The sequence below is a fragment of the Pseudomonas helmanticensis genome (assembly GCF_900182985.1).
GTDB classification, from domain to species: Bacteria; Pseudomonadota; Gammaproteobacteria; order Pseudomonadales; family Pseudomonadaceae; genus Aquipseudomonas; species Aquipseudomonas helmanticensis.
This window is the reverse complement of the sequence record NZ_FXUY01000001.1, coordinates 3,108,308-3,127,162: the sequence shown is the minus strand read 5'-3', so window position 1 is coordinate 3,127,162 and position 18,855 is coordinate 3,108,308. Positions and strand designations below refer to the sequence as shown.

The window sequence follows — 18,855 nt, the reverse complement described above, 5'->3', positions numbered from 1 at the left end:
CCTGTGTACAAGCTGGCGTTTTTTGTTCCTGACAGTCATGTCGAGGTGGTCAAAGGGGCTGTATTCGCTGCGGGTGGTGGGCGGATCGGTGACTATGACCACTGTGCTTGGCAGGTGCTTGGTCTGGGTCAGTTTCGACCTTTGGACGGCAGTCAGCCGTTTATTGGTGAGGCGGGGCAGGTTGAGCGGGTTGAGGAATGGAAGGTTGAGCTTGTGGTGGCGGATGAGTTGATCGTTGTTGTTGTGGCGGCTTTGAAGCTTAGTCATCCCTACGAGACACCGGCTTATGAGGTGTGGCGGCTGGAAGATTTCTGATCTTTTTGCTGCTGAAACAGGAAACCCGCAGATGAGTGACTGTCTGCGGGTTTTTTGTTGCCCCCGATTTTTTGCGCGATGGTGTTTTTAATGTGGGAGCGAGCCTGCTCGCGAAGGTGCCGGCTCAGGCAATAATGTTCTGACTGATCGAGTACATATCCATTGCTGCGGTAACGGCTTCTCAGGGTTCCGCCCTTACGGCGGGTCACTTTTGACAAACGCCTCAAAAGTAACCAAAAAGGCTTGCCCCAACGTTCGGCCCACTCGCTAAAGCTCGGGGTTCCTTCGCTCCGGAATTCATCCGGGCGCATCGCCTACGGTTTGCTTCGCTGCACCTCCTCTCGATGCATTTGGCTGCGCCAAACGGTCGCTGCGCTCCCACCCCCGGATAAATCCCTCCACTCAGCCTGCCGACGGGGCCGGTGGATCAAGATCAAGAGCAGGCGAGCTGACACTCGGCCTAGAGTGGTGAGGAGCCCGGGGTTCGACTTTTGATTTGTGTTGGAGCTGCCCCTCATCGGAACGCCGCCCGCCCAGCCCTCTCCCAGGGGAGAGGGAGCCGATTTGTGGGCTTTTCAGGATCTGAATTCGACTCGGTATTTCACGTCGGCGTACATCCACCAAACACCTCGGTCAGTCCTCTCCCTCTGGGGGAGGGGAGAGTGAGGGGCTTTTGATCTGTTTCAGGACCTGAATTCGACTCGGTATTTCACGTCGGCGTACACCCACCAAACACCTCGGTCAGTCCCCTCTCCCTCTGGGGGAGGGGCGAGTGAAAGGCTTTTGATCTGTTTCAGGACCTGAATTCGACTCGGTATTTCACGTCGGCGTACATCCACCAAACACCTCGGTCAGTTCCCTCTCCCTCTGGGGGAGGGGCGAGTGAGGGGCTTTTGATCTGTTTCAGGACCTGAATTCGACTCGGTATTTCACGTCGGCGTACATCCACCAAACACCTCGGTCAGTCCCCTCTCCCTCTGGGAGAGGGCTAGGGTGAGGGTTTGCTTTGGTCTGTTTGGATATGTGTAGAAATAGCAGAACCTTCCCACAAGGTTTTCAGGTTGTCCGTCGGACGTGCGCTCTCTAGTCTTTGCCTGTCGCTGCCAATTCAGCGACCGGGAGGTGAGATACCCGATTTGGATCCCCAGACAAGTGCCCCCATAATTGCGGCCAGCTCACGCTGTCAGCAGGTCCTTATGGCGGCTATGTGCGGGCGGACTTCGGTCCGGCCGGATTTGGGGTCCTTACCGGTAATCTCACTCCGTACATGGCTGCCACCCTTCTTCGAGTGAGATCGAGAGCAAGTGGCTGCAACACTCAAAGGACTTGTTCGATGGAAAAACTGATCCCCGATCCACCCCCCGAAACCACCACCCCACTCGAAGCCGCCATCCGCGCCGAAGACTTGGCAAAAAACCGCGAAGCCATCAAACGCGCTCTCGATTTCTACCTCAGCCCCGAACCCGCCAAACCCCGACAACCGAGCACGATGTTCCTCGTCCACCCCAGCGTCGACACCGAAAGCCTGCTCGCCCACGCCTGTGAATCGTTGGCCTCAGCAAACGCCATGGCCAGCAACTTCGCAACCGAACTAGGCGGCTTGCAACGCAGCACCGCACTGGCCATCCAGCAAATCATCATGCTCGCCGAACTCGCAGTAAACCGGGCACTGGATCGAGTCGATCCACAAACCTGACGACCGCGTCATCGTTCATCGCCAGCAGGCCGGCTCCCACAAGGTCGTGCACGATTTTGAGAACAGTGAAGAACCTGTGGGAGCCTGACTTGCCAGCGATGACGGCCTGAAAGTCAACCGGTTCTCGAAGCCTCAACACAACTAAAACTGTGGGAGCGAGCTTGCTCGCGAAGCTCTTCTGACTAAGCTGCAAGACTATCTGGAGAAAGCAGATGCCGAAGGTGAATGACGCTCACGTCCTCTCATCCGCGTTGGACACCCTCGTTAGAAGCCCTCTGAATCAGGCCGATGACGTTGCACTGGTGAATGCTGCGAAAGAAGTCTGGTACTCGGATTCAAATGTTGAAAGCGAGGTGAAGGCCTTTCTGAAACATCATAGCGATGACATTGAACGTCGCCGCGCCGCCTACCTGTTGGAGCGATTTACGCGTTTCTCGTGTGTCTCGGATACCCGCGTATTGGAAACTCTTCATGCGCTGGAGCTTTTCGCACACTCGACACCGAAGCAGGATGTCGCGCCTCAAACAAAGGCTTCATTACGCAATCGCAAAGATGAATTGGCGGTCTCTTGGGGGTTAGCAGAAAGTCTTGGATTGAAGGTTCAAACGCTGATGCCATTTCAGACCCGCCATTACCAAGCGGAACAGCATTCATCCTGAGCCGAATCCATCGGCAACAAAAACCGGCCTAAGCCGGTTTTTTGTTTCGATTAAACCTTCACGCTAACTTCGCTACGATTCACCAGGCTTTCCAGTGCCCCGCTCAAACTCGCTGCTTTATCACCCACCAGCAAATGCCAGACCCCGCCATCCAACTGGCTGACACCGTGACACCCCAGATCCTTCAACTGCGCCTCGGACAACGCCTTGCCATCCGCCAATTGCAGGCGAATCCGCGTCATCGCAATGCAATCCAGTTGCAGCACATTGTCGCCACCGCCCAGCGCATTCAGCCATTGCTGCGCCTCGGAACCGGCAACGGCCACGACTTTCGGCTCATCAGCGACAGCAGCGGTTTCAACCAAAACAGCACGCCCCAATGCAGGCATCGCCAGACGAATCTCATCGGCAATGCTGTCCGCCATCGGCCCGACAACCACCTGCAAACTGCCACCTTTTCCCGGACGCACCACCGCCATCGCACCCAGCGCTTTCAAATCAGCATCAGACGCTTTGTTGCGATCAACCATCTCCAGTCGCAACCGCGTAGTGCAGGCGCCAACGGTGACCAAATTATCCGCACCGCCCAATGCCTTGATGTAAGCACTGGCCCGTTCGTTGTCAGTCAGTACGGCTTTTTCACTGACAGCCACATCCTCACGCCCCGGCGTCTTCAGATTGAAGCGACGAATGCAGAAATCAAAAACGAAGTAGTAGATCACCGCATAAGCCAGACCGACCGGGAACACCAGCCAACCATTGGTGGACTTGCCCCAGCCGAGAATCATGTCGATAAAACCGCCCGAGAAGGTGAAGCCCAAATGGATGTTCAAGGCATTGGTAATCGCCATCGACAATCCAGTCAGTAGCGCATGCAGCAGGTACAACAACGGTGCCAAAAACATGAAGGCGAATTCAATCGGCTCAGTCACCCCGGTCAAGAACGAAGTCAGCGCCATCGACAGGAAAATCCCGCCCATGACCTTGCGGCGTTCCGGCAGGGCGTTGCGGTACATCGCCAGGCATGCTGCCGGCAGGCCGAAGATCATCATGGGGAACATGCCGGTCATGAACTGGCCGCCCTTCGGATCGCCGGCGAAGTAGCGCGACAGGTCGCCGGTCACCAGAGCGCCTGTGGTTGGATCGGTGAAGTTGCCGAACACAAACCAAGCCATGTTGTTGAGGATGTGGTGCAGGCCGGTGACGATCAGCAGGCGGTTGAACACGCCAAACACGAACGCGCCGATGCTGCCGCTTTCCATCATCAGCGCGCCGAAGCTGTTGATGCCGTGCTGGATTGGCGGCCAGATGTAGCCGAACACCACGCCCAGACCGACCGCTGCGAACCCGGTGACAATCGGCACAAAGCGCCGGCCACCAAAGAACGCCAGATACTCCGGCAGCTTGATGTCCTTGAAGCGGTTGTACAGCGCGCCGGCCATCAGGCCGCTGACGATCCCGGCGAGCATGCCCATGTTGATGCTCGCGTCGAGCACCTTCAGTGTGGAGATCATCACCAGATAACCGATTACCCCGGCGAGGCCGGCGGTGCCGTTGTTGTCTTTGGCGAAACCGACGGCGATGCCGATGGCGAAGATCATCGCCAGGTTGGCGAAGATCACCTGGCCGGCATCGTGAATGATCGCGATGTTCAGCAGGTCGGTGTCACCCAGACGCAGCAGCAGGCCGGCAATCGGCAGGATCGCGATCGGCAGCATCAGCGCGCGGCCGAGGCGTTGCAGGCCTTCGATGAAGAGTTGGTACATGGCGTTTGTCCTTGTTGTTTTTGTTAGCGCAGAGGCCAATGTTGATGACAGGCGTGACGCACGGCAGCGGCGCTGCTCAGCTTGAGCAGGTCGCGGCTGAGGCGCTGGCATTCGGCTTCGTGCACCTGGCGCACGCGATCTTTGATTTCACCGATCTGCACCGGGCTGACCGACAGTTCGGTAACGCCCAGACCGATCAATACGGGTGTTGCCAGCGGATCAGAGGCGAGGGCGCCGCAGACGCCGACCCAACGCTTGTGCACCGCCGCACCCTCGCAGGTCATGGCGATCAGGCGCAGCAGCGCCGGGTGCAGGGCGTCGACGCGGGCGGCCAGACCTGCGTGATCGCGATCCATGGCCAAGGTGTATTGCGACAAATCGTTGGTGCCGATCGAGAGAAAGTCGGCGTGTTCGGCCAGTTGTTCGGCTTGCAGCGCAGCGGCGGGGACTTCGATCATCACGCCGATTTCCGGGCGCTGGCTGATGCCGAGTTCCAGACACAGGGCGTCGACGCGCTGGCGGATATGCAGCAGTTCGTCGACTTCGGTGACCATCGGCAGCAGGATCCGGCAGCGGCGCAGCGGGCTGACTTGCAGCAGCGCACGCAGTTGCTGATCGAGGATTTCCGGGCGGGCCTGAGCCAGACGAATACCGCGCAGGCCGAGCACCGGGTTGGCTTCCGCCGGCAGCGGCAGATAGTCGAGTTGCTTGTCGCCGCCGACGTCGATGGTGCGGATGATCACCGACTTGTCGCCCATCGCATCGATCACTGCCTGGTAAGCGCTGCGCTGTTCTTCGATGTCCGGAGCGGTCTGGCGATCTACGAACAAAAACTCGGTTCGCAGCAGGCCGACGCCATCGGCACCATTGGTAAAGGCATCTGCCGCTTCTTTGCTGGAGGCGACGTTGGCGACGACTTCGATGTGCACGCCATTTCGCGTTTCGGCCGGTAAGTGAGCTTTGGCCTGCTGCGCGTCGCGACGTTGCTGGCGTTCAATTTGCGCCTGCTTGACTTCAGCCAAGCGCCCAGCGTTTGGCGTCAGTTCCAGACGACCGCCATCGGCATCGAGCACCACCGATTGGCCTTGCGGCTGGTCAAGCAATGCCGAACCCAACGCCACCATGCACGGCAGACCTTTACCGCGCGCGAGAATCGCCACATGCGAAGTCGCGCCACCCTCGGCCATGCACAACCCGGCGACACCTTGCGCGCTGAGTTGCAGCAGATCCGAAGGCGTCAGTTCATGTGCGGCAACAATGGCGCCAGCCGGCACGTCGTAATTCCATGCTTCGCCGAGCAACGCACGCAGCACGCGTTGTTTGAGGTCGCGCAGATCATTGGCGCGCTCAGCCAGCAGCGCGCTGCCGGTGTGCTGCAGCACTTCGCACTGCACATCAATCGACTGGCTCCAGGCGTGAGTCGCCGCACTGCCTTGCTCGATGGATTGCTGCGCGGCGTCGAGCAGCGCCGGGTCCTCAAGCAACGCCAGATGCGCGGCAAAGATTGCTTCTTCATCGGCATTTTTGTGCTTTTTCGCTTGAGCGAGGGTACCGTCGATTTCGCTGCTGACCTGTTGCAGTGCAACCTCAAGCACCTGCTGTTGTTGCCGCGGATCGTGATTGCCCGCATCCACCGGCAAACTGATCGCGTTCAAGCGAAACAGCGGCCCACCGACGAAACCTGGCGCAGCGCATACCCCGTGCAGCACACCGGCTTCGGCCGGGCGCTTAAGAGGGGCAATGTGGGTCGGCGCCGCCGCGTGATGATCCTCCGGCAACGCCGTGGCCAGTGCCGTGAGCAACGCTTGCAGCGCCGCTTCAGCGTCCGGGCCCTGACAGCTGACCTGCACTTCATCCTGCTCGCCAACCGCCAAGCCCATCAAACCGATCAGGCTGTTGCACGGCGCCGATTTACCGGCGAAGTGCAGTTGCGACTGGCTCTTGAAACCTTGCGCGGTCTGCCGAATCAGCGCTGCCGGGCGTGCGTGCAAACCGCCGCGATGCGCCACCAACACATGACCATGAACCTCTGGTCCGCCGACTTCCGCGACATTCGCCGCCACGCTGTTGCGCGCAACAATGTGCAACAACGGCTCGCCAACCTTCACCGCTTTCAGCGTGATCGGGCGTACCTGAAAATCCTCGCTGTTGGTCAGGATCAACAGGCTGACGAGGCTTTTGCACTGCTGGCCAACCTTGTCCAGGTCGTAGCGCAACAACGGCTGGCCCTTGGTCACGCGGCCACCTTCCTTGACCAGCATCGAGAAGCCTTCGCCGTTCAGTTCAACGGTATCCAGGCCCAAGTGCAGAAGAATCTCCGCACCGTTATCGGCGCGCACAGTGAGTGCGTGGCCGGTGCGCGCGACGTGAATGATCACCCCGGCGCACGGCGAGTACAGGGTGTCGTTGATCGGGTCGATGGCAATGCCGTCGCCCATGGCGCCGCTGGCGAACACCGCGTCCGGGACTTTGGCGAGCGTGAGCACCGGGCCGCTGAGCGGGGCGCTGAGGGTCAGCTCTTTATTGTTGTTGTGCATGGCTCGGTCTCATCAGTAATTTCGCTGATCCCTGTAGGAGCTGCCGCAGGCTGCGATCTTTTGATCCTGTTTTTTGTGAATCAAAATCAAAAGATCGCAGCCTGCGGCAGCTCCTACAGAGTCGTGCATCAATCGACGGTTTTGCGTGCGCCGACAGGGGTTGTGCATCCATCGGCGGTTTTTGCGTCCGCCGATAGGGTTGTGCATCAATCAGCGGTTTTGTGTTCGCCGATCGGGTCGGGCATCGATCAACTGGTGTTAGTGCGTTCGGGTCACTTTGCTCAGATGGCGCGGCTGATCCGGGTCCATGCCACGGGCCACGGCCAGCCCTGCGGCCATCACGTAGAAACTCTGGATCGCCAGAATCGGATCGAGGGCCGGATGTTCGGCGCGGGTCAGCGTCAGGTCGCGCTCGGCGATGTCATCCGGCGCGGCCAGCAACACGCGGGCGCCGCGTTGACGCATTTCCGCCGCCAGGCTCAGCAGGCCAGCCTGTTCGGCGCCGCGAGGGGCGAAGACCAGCAACGGATAGTGTTCATCGATCAGCGCCATCGGGCCGTGACGCACTTCGGCGCTGCTGAACGCCTCGGCCTGAATCGCCGAGGTTTCCTTGAATTTCAGCGCGGCCTCTTGGGCGATGGCGAAACCGGCGCCACGGCCGATGACCATCAAACGCTCGCAATCACGCAACACTTCGATGGCCACGCTCCAGTCCTGTTTCGCCGCTTCGCGCAAACCTGCAGGCAGGGCGTTGCCGGCCTCGAGCAATTCGCTGTCCTCTTTCCAGTGCGCGATCAAACGGGCGCTGGCGCTAAGGGTGGCAATAAAGCTCTTGGTCGCGGCGACGCTGCTTTCCGTCCCGGCGAGCAATGGCACGCTGAATTCGCAGGCGGCTTCCAATGGCGAATCGGCAGCGTTGACCATCGACACACTGAGGGCGCCACGTTTGCGCAACAGACGCAGGCTGTTGACCAGATCCGGGCTCTGCCCCGATTGCGAAAAGGCGAATGCGACCTGACCGCTGACCTTCAACGGCGCCTGCTGCATGGTCACCACCGACATCGGCAACGACGCCACCGGCACACCCAATTGCTGCATGGTCAGATAGGCGAAATAGCTCGCCGCGTGGTCGGAGCTGCCGCGCGCAACGGTCATTGCCACTTGCGGTGGCTGGCGGCGCAGGCGTCCGGCGATCTCGATCATTTGCGGGTCGAGCTGTTGCAGTTGGGCTTGCACGGCCTCGAACGAGGACAGCGCCTCCTCAAGCATTTTTGAAGTCAATGTCTTCTCCTTCGACCATGACAGCGGTCAGTGTGAGTGAGCGATCCAACCGCACGCAGTCGGCCCAGGCGCCTGGTGCAAGGCGCCCGCGTTCGTTGATGCCGAGGTAATCGGCGGGAAATTGCGACAGACGCTGTGAAGCCTCGGCGATCGGCAAACCGATCTTCACCAGATTGCGCAGGGCCTGATCCATGGTCAGGGTGCTGCCGGCCAAGGTGCCGTCGGGCAGGCGTACGCCGCCCAGGCATTTGGTCACGGTGTGGCTGCCCAATTTGTATTCACCGTCAGGCATGCCGGCGGCAGCGGTCGAATCGGTCACGCAATACAGGCACGGGATCGAGCGCAGGGCGACGCGAATCGCGCCGGGATGCACATGCAGCAAATCGGGGATCAGCTCGGCGAATTTGGCGTGGGCCAATGCCGCGCCAACGATGCCCGGCTCGCGGTGATGCAGCGGGCTCATGGCGTTGTAGAGGTGAGTGAAACTGGTCGCGCCGGCCGCCATTGCGGCAACGCCTTCCTCGTAACTGCCGAGGGTGTGGCCGATCTGCATGCGCACGCCACGGCTGCTCAATTCACGAATCAACGCGTCGTGACCGGCGATTTCCGGGGCGATGGTGATCACGCGGATCGGTGCCAGCGCCAGATACTCTTCGACTTCGGCCATCAACGCGGTGTGCGCGAAGTTCGGTTGCGCACCGAGTTTGCCGGGATTGATGTACGGGCCTTCGAGGTGGACGCCGAGGACGCGCGCGGCACCTTGCGGACGCTGTTCGCAGAACTCGCCGACTTCCTTCAGGACGCTGGAGATCTCGGCACTCGGCGCGGTCATCGTGGTGGCGAGCAACGAGGTGGTACCAAAACGCACGTGGGTTCTGGTAATGGTTTCGAAAGCGCTGGCGCCTTCCATGATGTCTTTGCCGCCACCGCCGTGGACGTGCAGATCGATGAAGCCCGGCAGCAGATACGGCAGCTCATTGCTCGCCGGATCGCAAGGCACGCCTTCGATCGACACGACTTTGCCGTGTTCGTGGATCAGCCGGCCGCGAACCCAGCCGCTGGCGGTGAGGATGTTGTCTTCGGACATTTCGCTTCTCTCGTTTGGGCTTGGCTGCTGATCAGCGGCGAAGCTCTGCAACAAAGTCGTAGTAGTCGTTGCGGCAATAGGTGTCGGTGACTTCGATCGGTGTGTTGTCTTCCAGGTAGCCAACCCGGGTCATCAGCAACATGGCGGTGCCGGGGGCGATGCCGACCAGCGCGGCGAACTCGTCCGAGGCGTTGATCGCCTGAATGTGCTGCAAGGCGCGCACGATCGGTTTGCCGATGCCGTCGAGGTATTCATAGAGCGAATCGCCGACCAGTTGCGGCTTGGGCATGATCGATGCGGGCAGGGTGCTCATCTCGATCGCCATGACGGTGTCATCGGCTTTGCGCAGACGCTTCATGCGCGCGACCTTGTCGTTCGGCGACAGGCTGAGACGGATCAGTTCTTCGTGGGTCGGCAGGGTGATTTCGCGCTCCAGCCACTTTGAACTGGGCACGAAACCCTTCAAACGCAGCATTTCGCTGAAACCGGAGAGACGCGACAGCGGTTGTTCCAGACGCGGCGTGATGAAGGTGCCGGAACCTTGCAGGCGACGGATCAGGCCTTGATCGAGGAGGACCTCCAGCGCCTTGCGTGCGGTGACCCGGGAGATACCGAGCATTTCACTGAGATTGCGTTCGGACGGCATCGCCTGTTCGGACTTCCACTGCCCGGCATGGATCGCCGCTTCCAGATTGCGCGCCAGTTGCAGGTACAGCGGCGTCGGCTGGGAGTCGTCTGGACGTAGGGCGTGGAGGTCGTTCATGTAGGTCATTTCCGGCGCGAGTATGGGATTGTTGTGGCTCGCTTGTGAGACGGAAATTAATACCACTTGAATACCATGTCAACGCGGGTAATCGGCCGTTAGCCCAATGAAATGGCGGGTTGTAGCGGGTATGGTTTGAAGTGGTATTAAAGGCGGGCTGTAGAAAGCAAAAGATCGCAGCCTGCGGCAGCTCCTACAGTGGGAAGTGGTATCACCTCTGTAGGAGCTGCCGCAGGCTGCGATCTTTTGATTTATTTTTTATCGCCGACCGACGGTAACGGCTGAATGAGCCGTCGCCACAGGTTAAGGGCGGATTTCAACCATCGTGCCGTCCGGCACCAGGCTCCACACTTCGCGCATATCGACGTTGCGCATGGCGACGCAGCCGTCCGTCCAGTCCAGGGTGTGGAACAGGTCTTCCGGGGTTTCTTCGGAATCCGGCGTGCCGTGGATCATGATCATTCCGCCGGGCTCGACGCCTTCACGCCGGGCGCGCGCTGAATCCGCGATGTTCGGATAGGAAATGTGCATCGACAGGTTGAATTTGTCGCTGGTCTTGCGCCAGTCGATCCAATAGAAACCTTCCGGCGTACGCTTGTCGCCTTCAATCAGCTTCGGACCTTTTTTCGCGCCCTTGCCCAAGGAAATGCGATAGCTCTTCAGCGGCTTGCCATCGGCGATCAACTGCAGTTGATGAGCCGATTTGAGCACCAGGACTTTTTCGATAAGCGGGGTATTCGCTGGCGTCACGGTGGTCACGAATGACGCTTGCGAGACGGAAACGAACGACAGGCAGAACAGGGCAAGCAACCAGCGCATTGAAACGATTCCCCAGGAATGAAGCAGACAAGTTTTGTGTAGGAGCTGCCGCAGGCTGCGATCTTTTGATCTTCTAACCAACAATGACCGGCTGCACCAACGGCGGAATCGATTCCGAACGCACCGGATACACCTCAATCCGCCGATCAGCGAAGAAGCATTCTAAGGTACGCCCCACCGTGCGGAAAGCCAGTTCGTCCCAGGGAATGTCGGCTTCGTCGAATAGTTGCACTTCGAGGCTCTCGGGGCCGGCGGCAAAGTCCAGATCAACCAGCTCCGCGCGGAAAAACACATGCACCTGACTGATGTGCGGCACATCAATCAGCGTATAGATGCTCAGGTTACGCACGCGGGCGCAGGCCTCTTCGGCGGTTTCACGGACGGCGGCCTGCTCGATGGTCTCACCGTTCTCCATGAACCCGGCGGGCAACGTCCAGTAACCGAGGCGCGGCTCGATGGCGCGACGGCAGAGCAAGACTTTCGTGCCCCAGGTCGGCACACAACCGGCGACGATATTGGGGTTCTGATAGTGAATGGTCTGGCAGCTGTCACAGACAAATCGCTGCCGCGAATCGCCTTCGGGAATGCGCTGGGTGACCGGGTTACCGCAGTGGCTGCAAAATTTCATGCTGGGCTTCCTGAATGCTGCGCCTATCTTGGCGTGCAGCGGTGTCGGTCGGCAAGTTGTCGTTTCGCGACATGGCGAGATTCGGGGGCTTGGGCGGCTGCAATGATTGGTGCATGATGCAGGGTAAGGCACAGATCGAGAACACTCATGCTGGACGAGCTACTGCATAGGGTAAGCAACCACACACCGCGCACGCTGGAGACCGACAAACGTTTCCCCGAGGCCGCCGTTCTGGTGCCGATCACCCGCAGTGACGAGCCTGAGCTGGTGCTGACCCTGCGCGCCAGCGGACTCTCGACCCACGGTGGCGAAGTGGCTTTCCCCGGTGGCCGTCGCGACCCCGAAGACCCGGACCTGATCTTCACCGCTCTGCGTGAGGCGGAAGAGGAAATCGGCCTGCCGCCCGGCCTCGTCGAAATCATCGGCCCGCTCAGCCCGCTGATCTCCCTGCACGGCATCAAGGTCACGCCTTATGTCGGCGTTATTCCTGACTTTGTCGAATACCGCGCCAACGATGCCGAAATTGCTGCGGTCTTCACTGTGCCGCTGGAGTTCTTCCGCGAGGACCCCCGCGAACACACCCATCGCATCGACTATCAAGGTCGCAGCTGGTACGTGCCGAGCTATCGTTACGGCGATTTCAAGATCTGGGGGCTGACGGCGATCATGATCGTCGAGTTGATCAACCTGCTCTATGACGCGAAAATCAGTCTGCACCAGCCGCCGAAAAGCTTTATCAACACCTGAAGCCGTCGTTCGAACGGCCCATCCCCGTGAGCCCCGAGGAAAACAAGATGAAATACCGCTTGGGCGACGCCCGTGTCGAGACCCATCCACAGAGCTGGGTCGCCCCCAATGCCGTGCTGGTGGGCAAGGTCAAACTGGAAGAGGGCGCCAACGTCTGGTTCAACGCCGTGCTGCGCGGCGATAACGAACTGATCCTGATCGGCAAAAACAGCAACGTGCAGGACGGCACCGTGATGCACACCGACATGGGCTACCCGCTAACCATCGGCACCGGCGTGACCATCGGTCACAACGCCATGCTGCATGGCTGCACGGTCGGTGATTACAGCCTGATCGGTATCAACGCGGTAATTCTCAACGGTGCGAAGATCGGCAAGAACTGCATCATCGGCGCCAATTCGCTGATCGGTGAAGGTAAGGAAATTCCCGATGGTTCGCTGGTGATGGGTTCGCCGGGCAAGGTTGTGCGTGAGTTGACCGAGCCGCAAAAGAAGATGCTCGAAGCCAGCGCCGCCCACTATGTGCATAACTCCCAGCGTTATGCGCGCGATCTGGTTGAGCAGGAAGAATGACTACCACCGAAAGACCGGTCGCCTCGCCGTGCGTGAATATTTGTGCGCTGGATGAGGATGATATCTGCACCGGCTGCCAGCGTACGGTGGAAGAGATCACGCGCTGGAGCCGCATGAACAATGACGAGCGCCGGGTAGTGCTGGGGTTGTGTCATGAGCGGGCGAAGGCGAGTGGGTTGGTGTGGATGATCCCTTCGAAGTCGTGATCGGCATGTGATTGCCCTCACCCTAACCCTCTCCCAGGGGGAGAGGGACTGACCGGGTTGTTTGGACGAGTCACGCCGACCTGAAAATACCGCGTCGAACTCAGGTCATGAACATCATGGAGATCTGCTCCCTTCCCCCTCGCCCCCATGGGGGAGAGGGCTGGGGTGAGGGGGTGGCTCTTGATCTGCGGGTCCAGTAATCTGTGCGCCAATCAGCCAGGTCGCCCCCATGATTTTCCTCATCGCCTATATCAGCAGCGTCGTGCTGATCAACTTCGCCTTCTCCACCGCGCCGCACCTGGACATCATCTGGTCGGCCTGGGGCGGTCTGGTCTTCATACTGCGCGACATGGTGCAGACCCGTTTCGGTCACGGTGCGCTGGTGGCGATGCTGGCGGCGCTGGTGCTGTCTTACGTCACCTCCGATCCCTCCATTGCTTTGGCCAGTGCCACGGCGTTCGCGGTGTCGGAAATCATCGATTGGCTGGTGTTCAGTATCACCAAACGCCCATTGCGGGACCGCTTGTGGATCAGTTCGGCACTGAGCATTCCCCTCGATACCTTCATCTTCTTCGGCATGATCGACCTGTTGACACCACCGGTGATCATCACCGCGCTGCTGTCGAAATTCGCCGGCGTCACCGCTGTCTGGCTGATCATGGCCTGGCGTGATCGCAAACAGGCCGTCGCCGGCTGAAGCCAAAGCCTCGGGTTCATGTAAAATGCCGCGCTTTCTCCCCATGGAAAGCGCGTCTGGCGTTGCTTTCCTCGATGATCCGCTGCTTTGAGGACCTGAGATGACCCGTATCGGAACTCCGTTGTCGCCAACCGCGACCCGCGTATTGCTGTGTGGCTGTGGTGAGTTGGGCAAGGAAGTGGTGATCGAGTTGCAACGCCTGGGCGTTGAAGTGATCGCCGTTGACCGCTACGCCAACGCGCCGGCCATGCAAGTCGCACATCGCAGCCACGTGATCAACATGCTCGACGGCGCCGCCCTGCGTGCGGTGATCGAAGCCGAGAAGCCGCACTTCATCGTGCCGGAAATCGAAGCCATCGCCACCGCTACCCTGGTCGAACTGGAAGCCGAAGGCTTCACCGTGATCCCGACCGCGCGCGCTGCGCAACTGACCATGAACCGCGAAGGCATCCGTCGTCTGGCCGCTGAAGAGCTGGACCTGCCGACCTCGCCGTACCACTTTGCCGACACCTTCGAGGACTACAGCAAAGCCGTTGAAGACCTGGGTTTCCCATGCGTGGTCAAACCGGTGATGAGCTCGTCGGGCAAAGGCCAGAGCTTGCTGCGCAGCGTCGATGACGTGCAGAAAGCCTGGGATTATGCGCAAGAGGGCGGTCGCGCCGGCAAAGGTCGGGTGATCATCGAAGGCTTCATCGATTTCGACTACGAAATCACTCTGCTGACCGTACGCCACATCGGTGGCACCACGTTCTGCGCGCCGGTTGGTCACCGTCAGGAGAAGGGCGACTATCAGGAATCGTGGCAGCCACAAGCCATGAGCCCGATTGCCCTGGCTGAATCCGAGCGCGTTGCCAAAGCCGTGACCGAGGCGCTGGGTGGTCGTGGTCTGTTTGGCGTCGAATTGTTCATCAAAGGTGATCAGGTGTGGTTCAGCGAAGTCTCGCCGCGTCCGCATGACACCGGCCTGGTGACGCTGATTTCGCAGGATCTGTCGCAGTTCGCCTTGCACGCTCGCGCGATTCTGGGTCTGCCAGTGCCGCTGATCCGTCAATTCGGGCCATCGGCTTCGGCAGTGATTCTGGTGGAAGGGCAGTCGACCCAGACCGCATTTGCCAATCTGGGTGCTGCGTTGAGCGAGCCGGACACGGCGTTGCGTTTGTTCGGCAAGCCAGAAGTGAATGGCCAGCGCCGCATGGGCGTGGCGCTGGCGCGGGATGAGTCGATCGAGGCTGCGCGTGCCAAGGCGACCCGTGCTGCTCAGGCTGTTGTCGTAGAACTCTAAACCGAGTCGCGTCCATCGCGAGCAGGCTCACTCCTACAGTTGGAATGCGTTCCCCTGTAGGAGTGAGCCTGCCCGCGATGGGGTCTGTCAGGCCACCCGATTCAGATCGTTATCGCGCGTTTCCTTCAAGCACAACACCGCAATCAAACTCAGCACCGCCGCCCCCGACACATACCCGCCGACATAACTCAAACCACCCATCGCCACCAGTTTCTGCGCAAAGAACGGCGCCGCCGAGGCCCCGACAATCCCGCCCAGGTTATACGCCGCCGAAGCGCCGGTATAACGCACGTGGGTCGGAAACAGCTCTGGCAACAGCGCCCCCATCGGCGCGAACGTCACTCCCATCAAAAACAGCTCGATGCACAGAAACAGCGCCACGCCCCACGTCGAACCTTGCGTCAGCAACGGCTCCATCAGAAATCCGGAAAGAATCGCCAGCACGCCACCGATGATCAGCACCGGTTTGCGCCCGTAACGGTCGCTTGCCCATGCGGACAACGGCGTGGCGGCCGCCATGAACAACACGGCAAAGCACAGCAGGCCGAGGAACGTTTCGCGGCTATAACCGAGCGTGGAAACCCCGTAGCTGAGGGAGAACACCGTCGAGATATAGAACAGCGCGTAACACACCACCATCGCCGCCGCGCCCAGCAAGGTCGGCGCCCAGTACTGGCTGAACAGCTCGATCAACGGCATTTTTACCCGCTCCTGACGGGCGATGGCGTTAGCGAAGACCGGGGTTTCATGCAGTTTCAGTCGCACATACAGGCCAACCATCACCAGCACGGCGCTCAGCAGGAACGGAATGCGCCAGCCCCAGCTGCGGAATTGCTCGTCATCGAGGGTCATGGCCAGGGTCAGAAACAAACCGTTGGCCGCGAGAAAACCAATCGAAGGGCCGAGCTGCGGAAACATGCCGAACCACGCGCGTTTGCCTTTCGGTGCGTTTTCCGTGGCCAGCAGGGCAGCACCGCCCCATTCGCCGCCCAGTCCCAAACCCTGACCGAAGCGCAGCACGCACAACAGAATCGGCGCCCAGGCGCCAATGCTGGCGTAACCCGGCAGCACGCCAATCAGCGTTGTGCACACGCCCATCAACAGTAGCGAGGCGACCAGCGTCGACTTGCGCCCGATGCGGTCACCAAAGTGGCCGAACAGTGCCGAGCCCAAGGGCCGGGCCAGAAAAGCGATACCAAAAGTAAGAAACGCCGAGAGCATCTGCGCAGTGCCAGACGTCTGCGGAAAGAACACTGGCCCGATCACCAGTGCCGCAGCAGTGGCGTAGACATAGAAGTCGTAGAACTCGATGGCGGTGCCGATAAAACTCGCCGTCGCCACCCGTGTGGCGGAGTTGGTCGGTTGGGCAGGCGCGGTGTCGCTGTAAGCGGTACTGGTCGTCATGCGGTGATCCCTGACAGTCATGAGCTCCGTTGGAGCGAATTATTATGGTCGAACACCCAGGGATGTGGGATGAGGCGCGGTCGCTGTTTCAGGTAGGAACAGTCGCCGGAGTGCAGCGGAAATGGCCGAAACCTGTTGTGTGCGGGGTAAGCACGAGGCGCGGCGGCGCTTGGGTAAGCTGATCCGATTATAGGAAGGGGGCTAACGATCAAACAAGAGCAAAAAGATCGCAGCCTTCGGCAGCTCCTACATGGGAACGCATTTCAAATGTAGGAGCTGCCGAAGGCTGCGATCTTTTGATTTTTTGATCTTTGATCTTTTACCTGGCAGGCACCAAAGCAGGCACAGAGGAGGTATGCCAGATCAACACCTTGCTCACCCGGTTCTCCTCAGTCTCGAGAATCTCCAGCCGATAACGCCCGATCTTCAAACAAACCGCGCTCGCGGGAATCGTCTCCAGCGCCTCGGTCACCAACCCGTTCAGGGTTTTCGGCCCATCGCTTGGCAGATGCCAACCCAGGCACTTGTTCAATTCACGAATCGAAGCAGTGCCATCAATCACCATCCGCCCATCCGCCTGCGGATGAATATGCGGGTTGTCGAGGCTGTGCTCGCTTTCGAACTCACCGACGATTTCTTCAAGAATATCTTCCAGCGTGACGATGCCAAGCACTTCGCCGTACTCGTCGACAACCATGCCCAGCCGCCGCTGTTGCTTGTGGAAGTTCAGCAACTGCAGTTGCAGTGGCGTGCTCTCCGGCACGAAGTACGGTTCGTAACTGGCTGCCAGCAGCGCTTCGCGAGTCAAATCACCGTGGTTGAGCAGATGACGGATCTGCCGGGTGTTGAGCACGGCTTCGACCTGGTTGATGTCGCTGTGGAACACCGGCAGGCGCGTGCGTTTGTTGTGGCGCAGTTGTTCGATGATCTCTTCGATCGAGTCGTCGAGGTTGATGCCATCGACATCGCTGCGTGGTACCAGAATGTCGTTGACCGTGATGTTGTCCAGCGCGTGGATGCCGGAAACCGGGTGGGCGTGAACCGGGTGTTCGGGATCATCGTGGCGATCGGAGGGCGCGTCGTCTTCGCTTTGCTGCACCACTTGCGCCTTGCGTACGAACGGACGCATCAGCAGGCCGCTGATACGGCTGAACAGCCAGGCCAGCGGGTAAATGATCTTCAGTGGCACGGCCAGCAGGGAATTGCCGAAGGCCAGCACGGCATCGGGATAACGCCGGGCGACGGTGCGCGGGAAGTAATCGGCGAACACCAGCAGGATCGCGCCGACACCCAGACATGCCGCCCAAGGGCCGTTTTCTTCGCAGAGGAAGATCGCCAGCAGGGTCGCAATGACCACGGCGAGGGCGCGGCACAAGGTGTTGCAGAGGATCAGGCTGTCAAGCGGGAAGCTCAGCTTCGCCAGCGGTTTGTCGCTGGCGCGCGAGGCGGTGCGTTGTGCGAGCAGGTGCTGCTGCGCGATTTCGACGGCGGTAAACAGCCCTGACCATAAAATCAGCAGGACAAATACCGCGAGCATCGGCCCTAGGGGCAAACCGTCCATTTATGCCGCCCGTCAGATGTGCAGGATGTATTCACGAACCAGTTTGCTGCCGAAATACGCCAACATCAGCAGGCAGAAACCGGCGAGGGTCCAGCGAATCGCCTTGTGGCCGCGCCAGCCGAGACGGTTGCGGCCCCACAGCAGCACGCTGAACACGATCCACGCCAGGCAGGCCAGCAAAGTCTTGTGCACCAGGTGCTGTGCGAACAGGTTCTCGACGAACAGCCAGCCGGAGATCAGCGACAGCGACAGCAGGGTCCAGCCGGCCCAGAGGAAACCGAACAACAGGCTTTCCATGGTTTGCAGCGGCGGGAAATTCTTGATCAGCCCGGACGGATGCTTGTGCTTGAGCTGGTGGTCTTGCACAAGCAGCAACAAGGCCTGAAACACCGCAATGGTGAACATGCCGTAGGCGAGGATCGACAATAGAATGTGCGCAAGGATGCCCGGCTCTTCATCGATGATCTGCACCGTACCGGTTGGCGCGAACTGCGCCAGCAGCACGGTGATCGCGCCCAGCGGGAACAGCAGCACCAGCAGGTTTTCCACCGGAATGCGCGAACAGGCGATCAACGTCAGCGCGATCACCGCTGCGGCGATCAGGCTCGAGGCGCTGAAGAAGTCCAGGCCCAGACCGATTGGCGTCAGCAGGTGAGTGAGCAGGCTGGCGGCGTGGGCCACGACGGCGAGCGCGCCGAGGCTAACCAGCAGGCGCTTGTTCGCCTTGGCGCCGGTGGCCAGGCGGGTGCTCTGATAAAGGGTCGCAGCGGCATATAGAAGGGCGGCGGCGAGGGTGGTCAGCAAACTGGGTGACAAGGGGAGCATAAATCCTGTT

The 18,855-nt window shown here is 60.0% G+C and carries 18 protein-coding genes; 8 read left to right on the top strand and 10 right to left on the bottom strand.

All coding sequences use genetic code 11. From position 1 onward, the window contains the following. Positions 1–3 precede the first annotated feature (3 nt). From QOL84_RS14080 to QOL84_RS14070, 3 genes are all read left to right on the top strand, one after another. The gene (locus QOL84_RS14080; protein ID WP_283437582.1) at positions 4–315 is read left to right on the top strand and encodes a YqfO family protein; all 312 of its coding nucleotides are present in this window, start codon (positions 4–6) and stop codon (positions 313–315) included. 1,333 nt (positions 316–1,648) lie between these two features. Then, positions 1,649–2,011: a DUF6124 family protein gene (locus QOL84_RS14075; protein WP_283437581.1), complete on the top strand. Its 363-nt coding sequence runs from the start codon at positions 1,649–1,651 to the stop codon at positions 2,009–2,011. A 212-nt stretch (positions 2,012–2,223) separates the two neighbouring features. Beyond that, positions 2,224–2,670: a hypothetical protein gene (locus QOL84_RS14070; RefSeq protein WP_283437580.1), complete on the top strand. Its 447-nt coding sequence runs from the start codon at positions 2,224–2,226 to the stop codon at positions 2,668–2,670. 50 nt (positions 2,671–2,720) lie between these two features. Here QOL84_RS14070 and nagE read toward each other — a convergent pair whose 3' ends face one another. From nagE to QOL84_RS14035, 7 genes are all read right to left on the bottom strand, one after another. Further along, a complete protein-coding gene (gene nagE, locus QOL84_RS14065) occupies positions 2,721–4,436 on the bottom strand; it encodes an N-acetylglucosamine-specific PTS transporter subunit IIBC (RefSeq protein ID WP_283437579.1) in 1,716 nt (571 codons plus the stop codon). Positions 4,437–4,459: 23 nt separating this feature from the next. After that, positions 4,460–6,973 (bottom strand): phosphoenolpyruvate--protein phosphotransferase, encoded by a 2,514-nt coding sequence (gene ptsP / locus QOL84_RS14060; RefSeq protein WP_283437578.1) that lies wholly within the window; start codon positions 6,971–6,973, stop codon positions 4,460–4,462. Between the two features lie 258 nt (positions 6,974–7,231). Further along, the gene (locus QOL84_RS14055; RefSeq protein WP_430458730.1) at positions 7,232–8,242 is read right to left on the bottom strand and encodes an SIS domain-containing protein; all 1,011 of its coding nucleotides are present in this window, start codon (positions 8,240–8,242) and stop codon (positions 7,232–7,234) included. After that, on the bottom strand, positions 8,235–9,341 hold the full coding sequence (gene nagA / locus QOL84_RS14050; RefSeq protein ID WP_283437576.1) for an N-acetylglucosamine-6-phosphate deacetylase: 1,107 nt from the start codon (positions 9,339–9,341) through the stop codon (positions 8,235–8,237). Before nagA ends, QOL84_RS14055 begins: the two co-directional genes overlap by 8 nt. A gap of 31 nt (positions 9,342–9,372) precedes the next feature. Next, on the bottom strand, positions 9,373–10,104 hold the full coding sequence (locus tag QOL84_RS14045; RefSeq protein WP_008081651.1) for a GntR family transcriptional regulator: 732 nt from the start codon (positions 10,102–10,104) through the stop codon (positions 9,373–9,375). A 303-nt stretch (positions 10,105–10,407) separates the two neighbouring features. Next, a complete protein-coding gene (locus tag QOL84_RS14040; protein WP_129389582.1) occupies positions 10,408–10,923 on the bottom strand; it encodes a L,D-transpeptidase family protein in 516 nt (171 codons plus the stop codon). Between the two features lie 73 nt (positions 10,924–10,996). Then, positions 10,997–11,551 (bottom strand): NUDIX hydrolase, encoded by a 555-nt coding sequence (locus QOL84_RS14035; RefSeq protein ID WP_283437575.1) that lies wholly within the window; start codon positions 11,549–11,551, stop codon positions 10,997–10,999. Positions 11,552–11,698: 147 nt separating this feature from the next. Between QOL84_RS14035 and QOL84_RS14030 the strand changes: the two genes are divergently transcribed. The 5 genes from QOL84_RS14030 (at position 11,699) to purT (ending at position 15,055) form a co-directional block, all read left to right on the top strand. Then, entirely contained in the window at positions 11,699–12,298 is a 600-nt protein-coding gene (locus tag QOL84_RS14030) for a CoA pyrophosphatase (protein ID WP_129389588.1), read from the top strand. A gap of 47 nt (positions 12,299–12,345) precedes the next feature. After that, a complete protein-coding gene (locus tag QOL84_RS14025; protein WP_007954617.1) occupies positions 12,346–12,870 on the top strand; it encodes a gamma carbonic anhydrase family protein in 525 nt (174 codons plus the stop codon). Then, positions 12,867–13,076: a DUF1289 domain-containing protein gene (locus QOL84_RS14020; protein WP_283437574.1), complete on the top strand. Its 210-nt coding sequence runs from the start codon at positions 12,867–12,869 to the stop codon at positions 13,074–13,076. The genes QOL84_RS14025 and QOL84_RS14020 overlap by 4 nt, the downstream gene beginning before the upstream one ends. A 229-nt stretch (positions 13,077–13,305) precedes the next feature. Continuing rightward, a complete protein-coding gene (locus tag QOL84_RS14015) occupies positions 13,306–13,773 on the top strand; it encodes a VUT family protein (RefSeq protein ID WP_105705643.1) in 468 nt (155 codons plus the stop codon). Positions 13,774–13,873: 100 nt separating this feature from the next. Further along, positions 13,874–15,055 (top strand): formate-dependent phosphoribosylglycinamide formyltransferase, encoded by a 1,182-nt coding sequence (purT, locus tag QOL84_RS14010; protein WP_016986367.1) that lies wholly within the window; start codon positions 13,874–13,876, stop codon positions 15,053–15,055. An 87-nt stretch (positions 15,056–15,142) separates the two neighbouring features. On the opposite strand, the gene QOL84_RS14005 is transcribed toward purT, so the two are convergent. The 3 genes from QOL84_RS14005 to QOL84_RS13995 all read right to left on the bottom strand — a co-directional run bounded on the left by QOL84_RS14005 (position 15,143) and on the right by QOL84_RS13995 (position 18,845). Further along, the gene (locus QOL84_RS14005) at positions 15,143–16,459 is read right to left on the bottom strand and encodes an MFS transporter (protein ID WP_283437573.1); all 1,317 of its coding nucleotides are present in this window, start codon (positions 16,457–16,459) and stop codon (positions 15,143–15,145) included. Positions 16,460–16,778: 319 nt separating this feature from the next. Next, entirely contained in the window at positions 16,779–18,020 is a 1,242-nt protein-coding gene (locus QOL84_RS14000; protein ID WP_283437572.1) for a transporter associated domain-containing protein, read from the bottom strand. A 12-nt stretch (positions 18,021–18,032) separates the two neighbouring features. Next, entirely contained in the window at positions 18,033–18,845 is an 813-nt protein-coding gene (locus QOL84_RS13995) for a cytochrome C assembly family protein (protein ID WP_034154823.1), read from the bottom strand. Positions 18,846–18,855 lie beyond the last annotated feature (10 nt).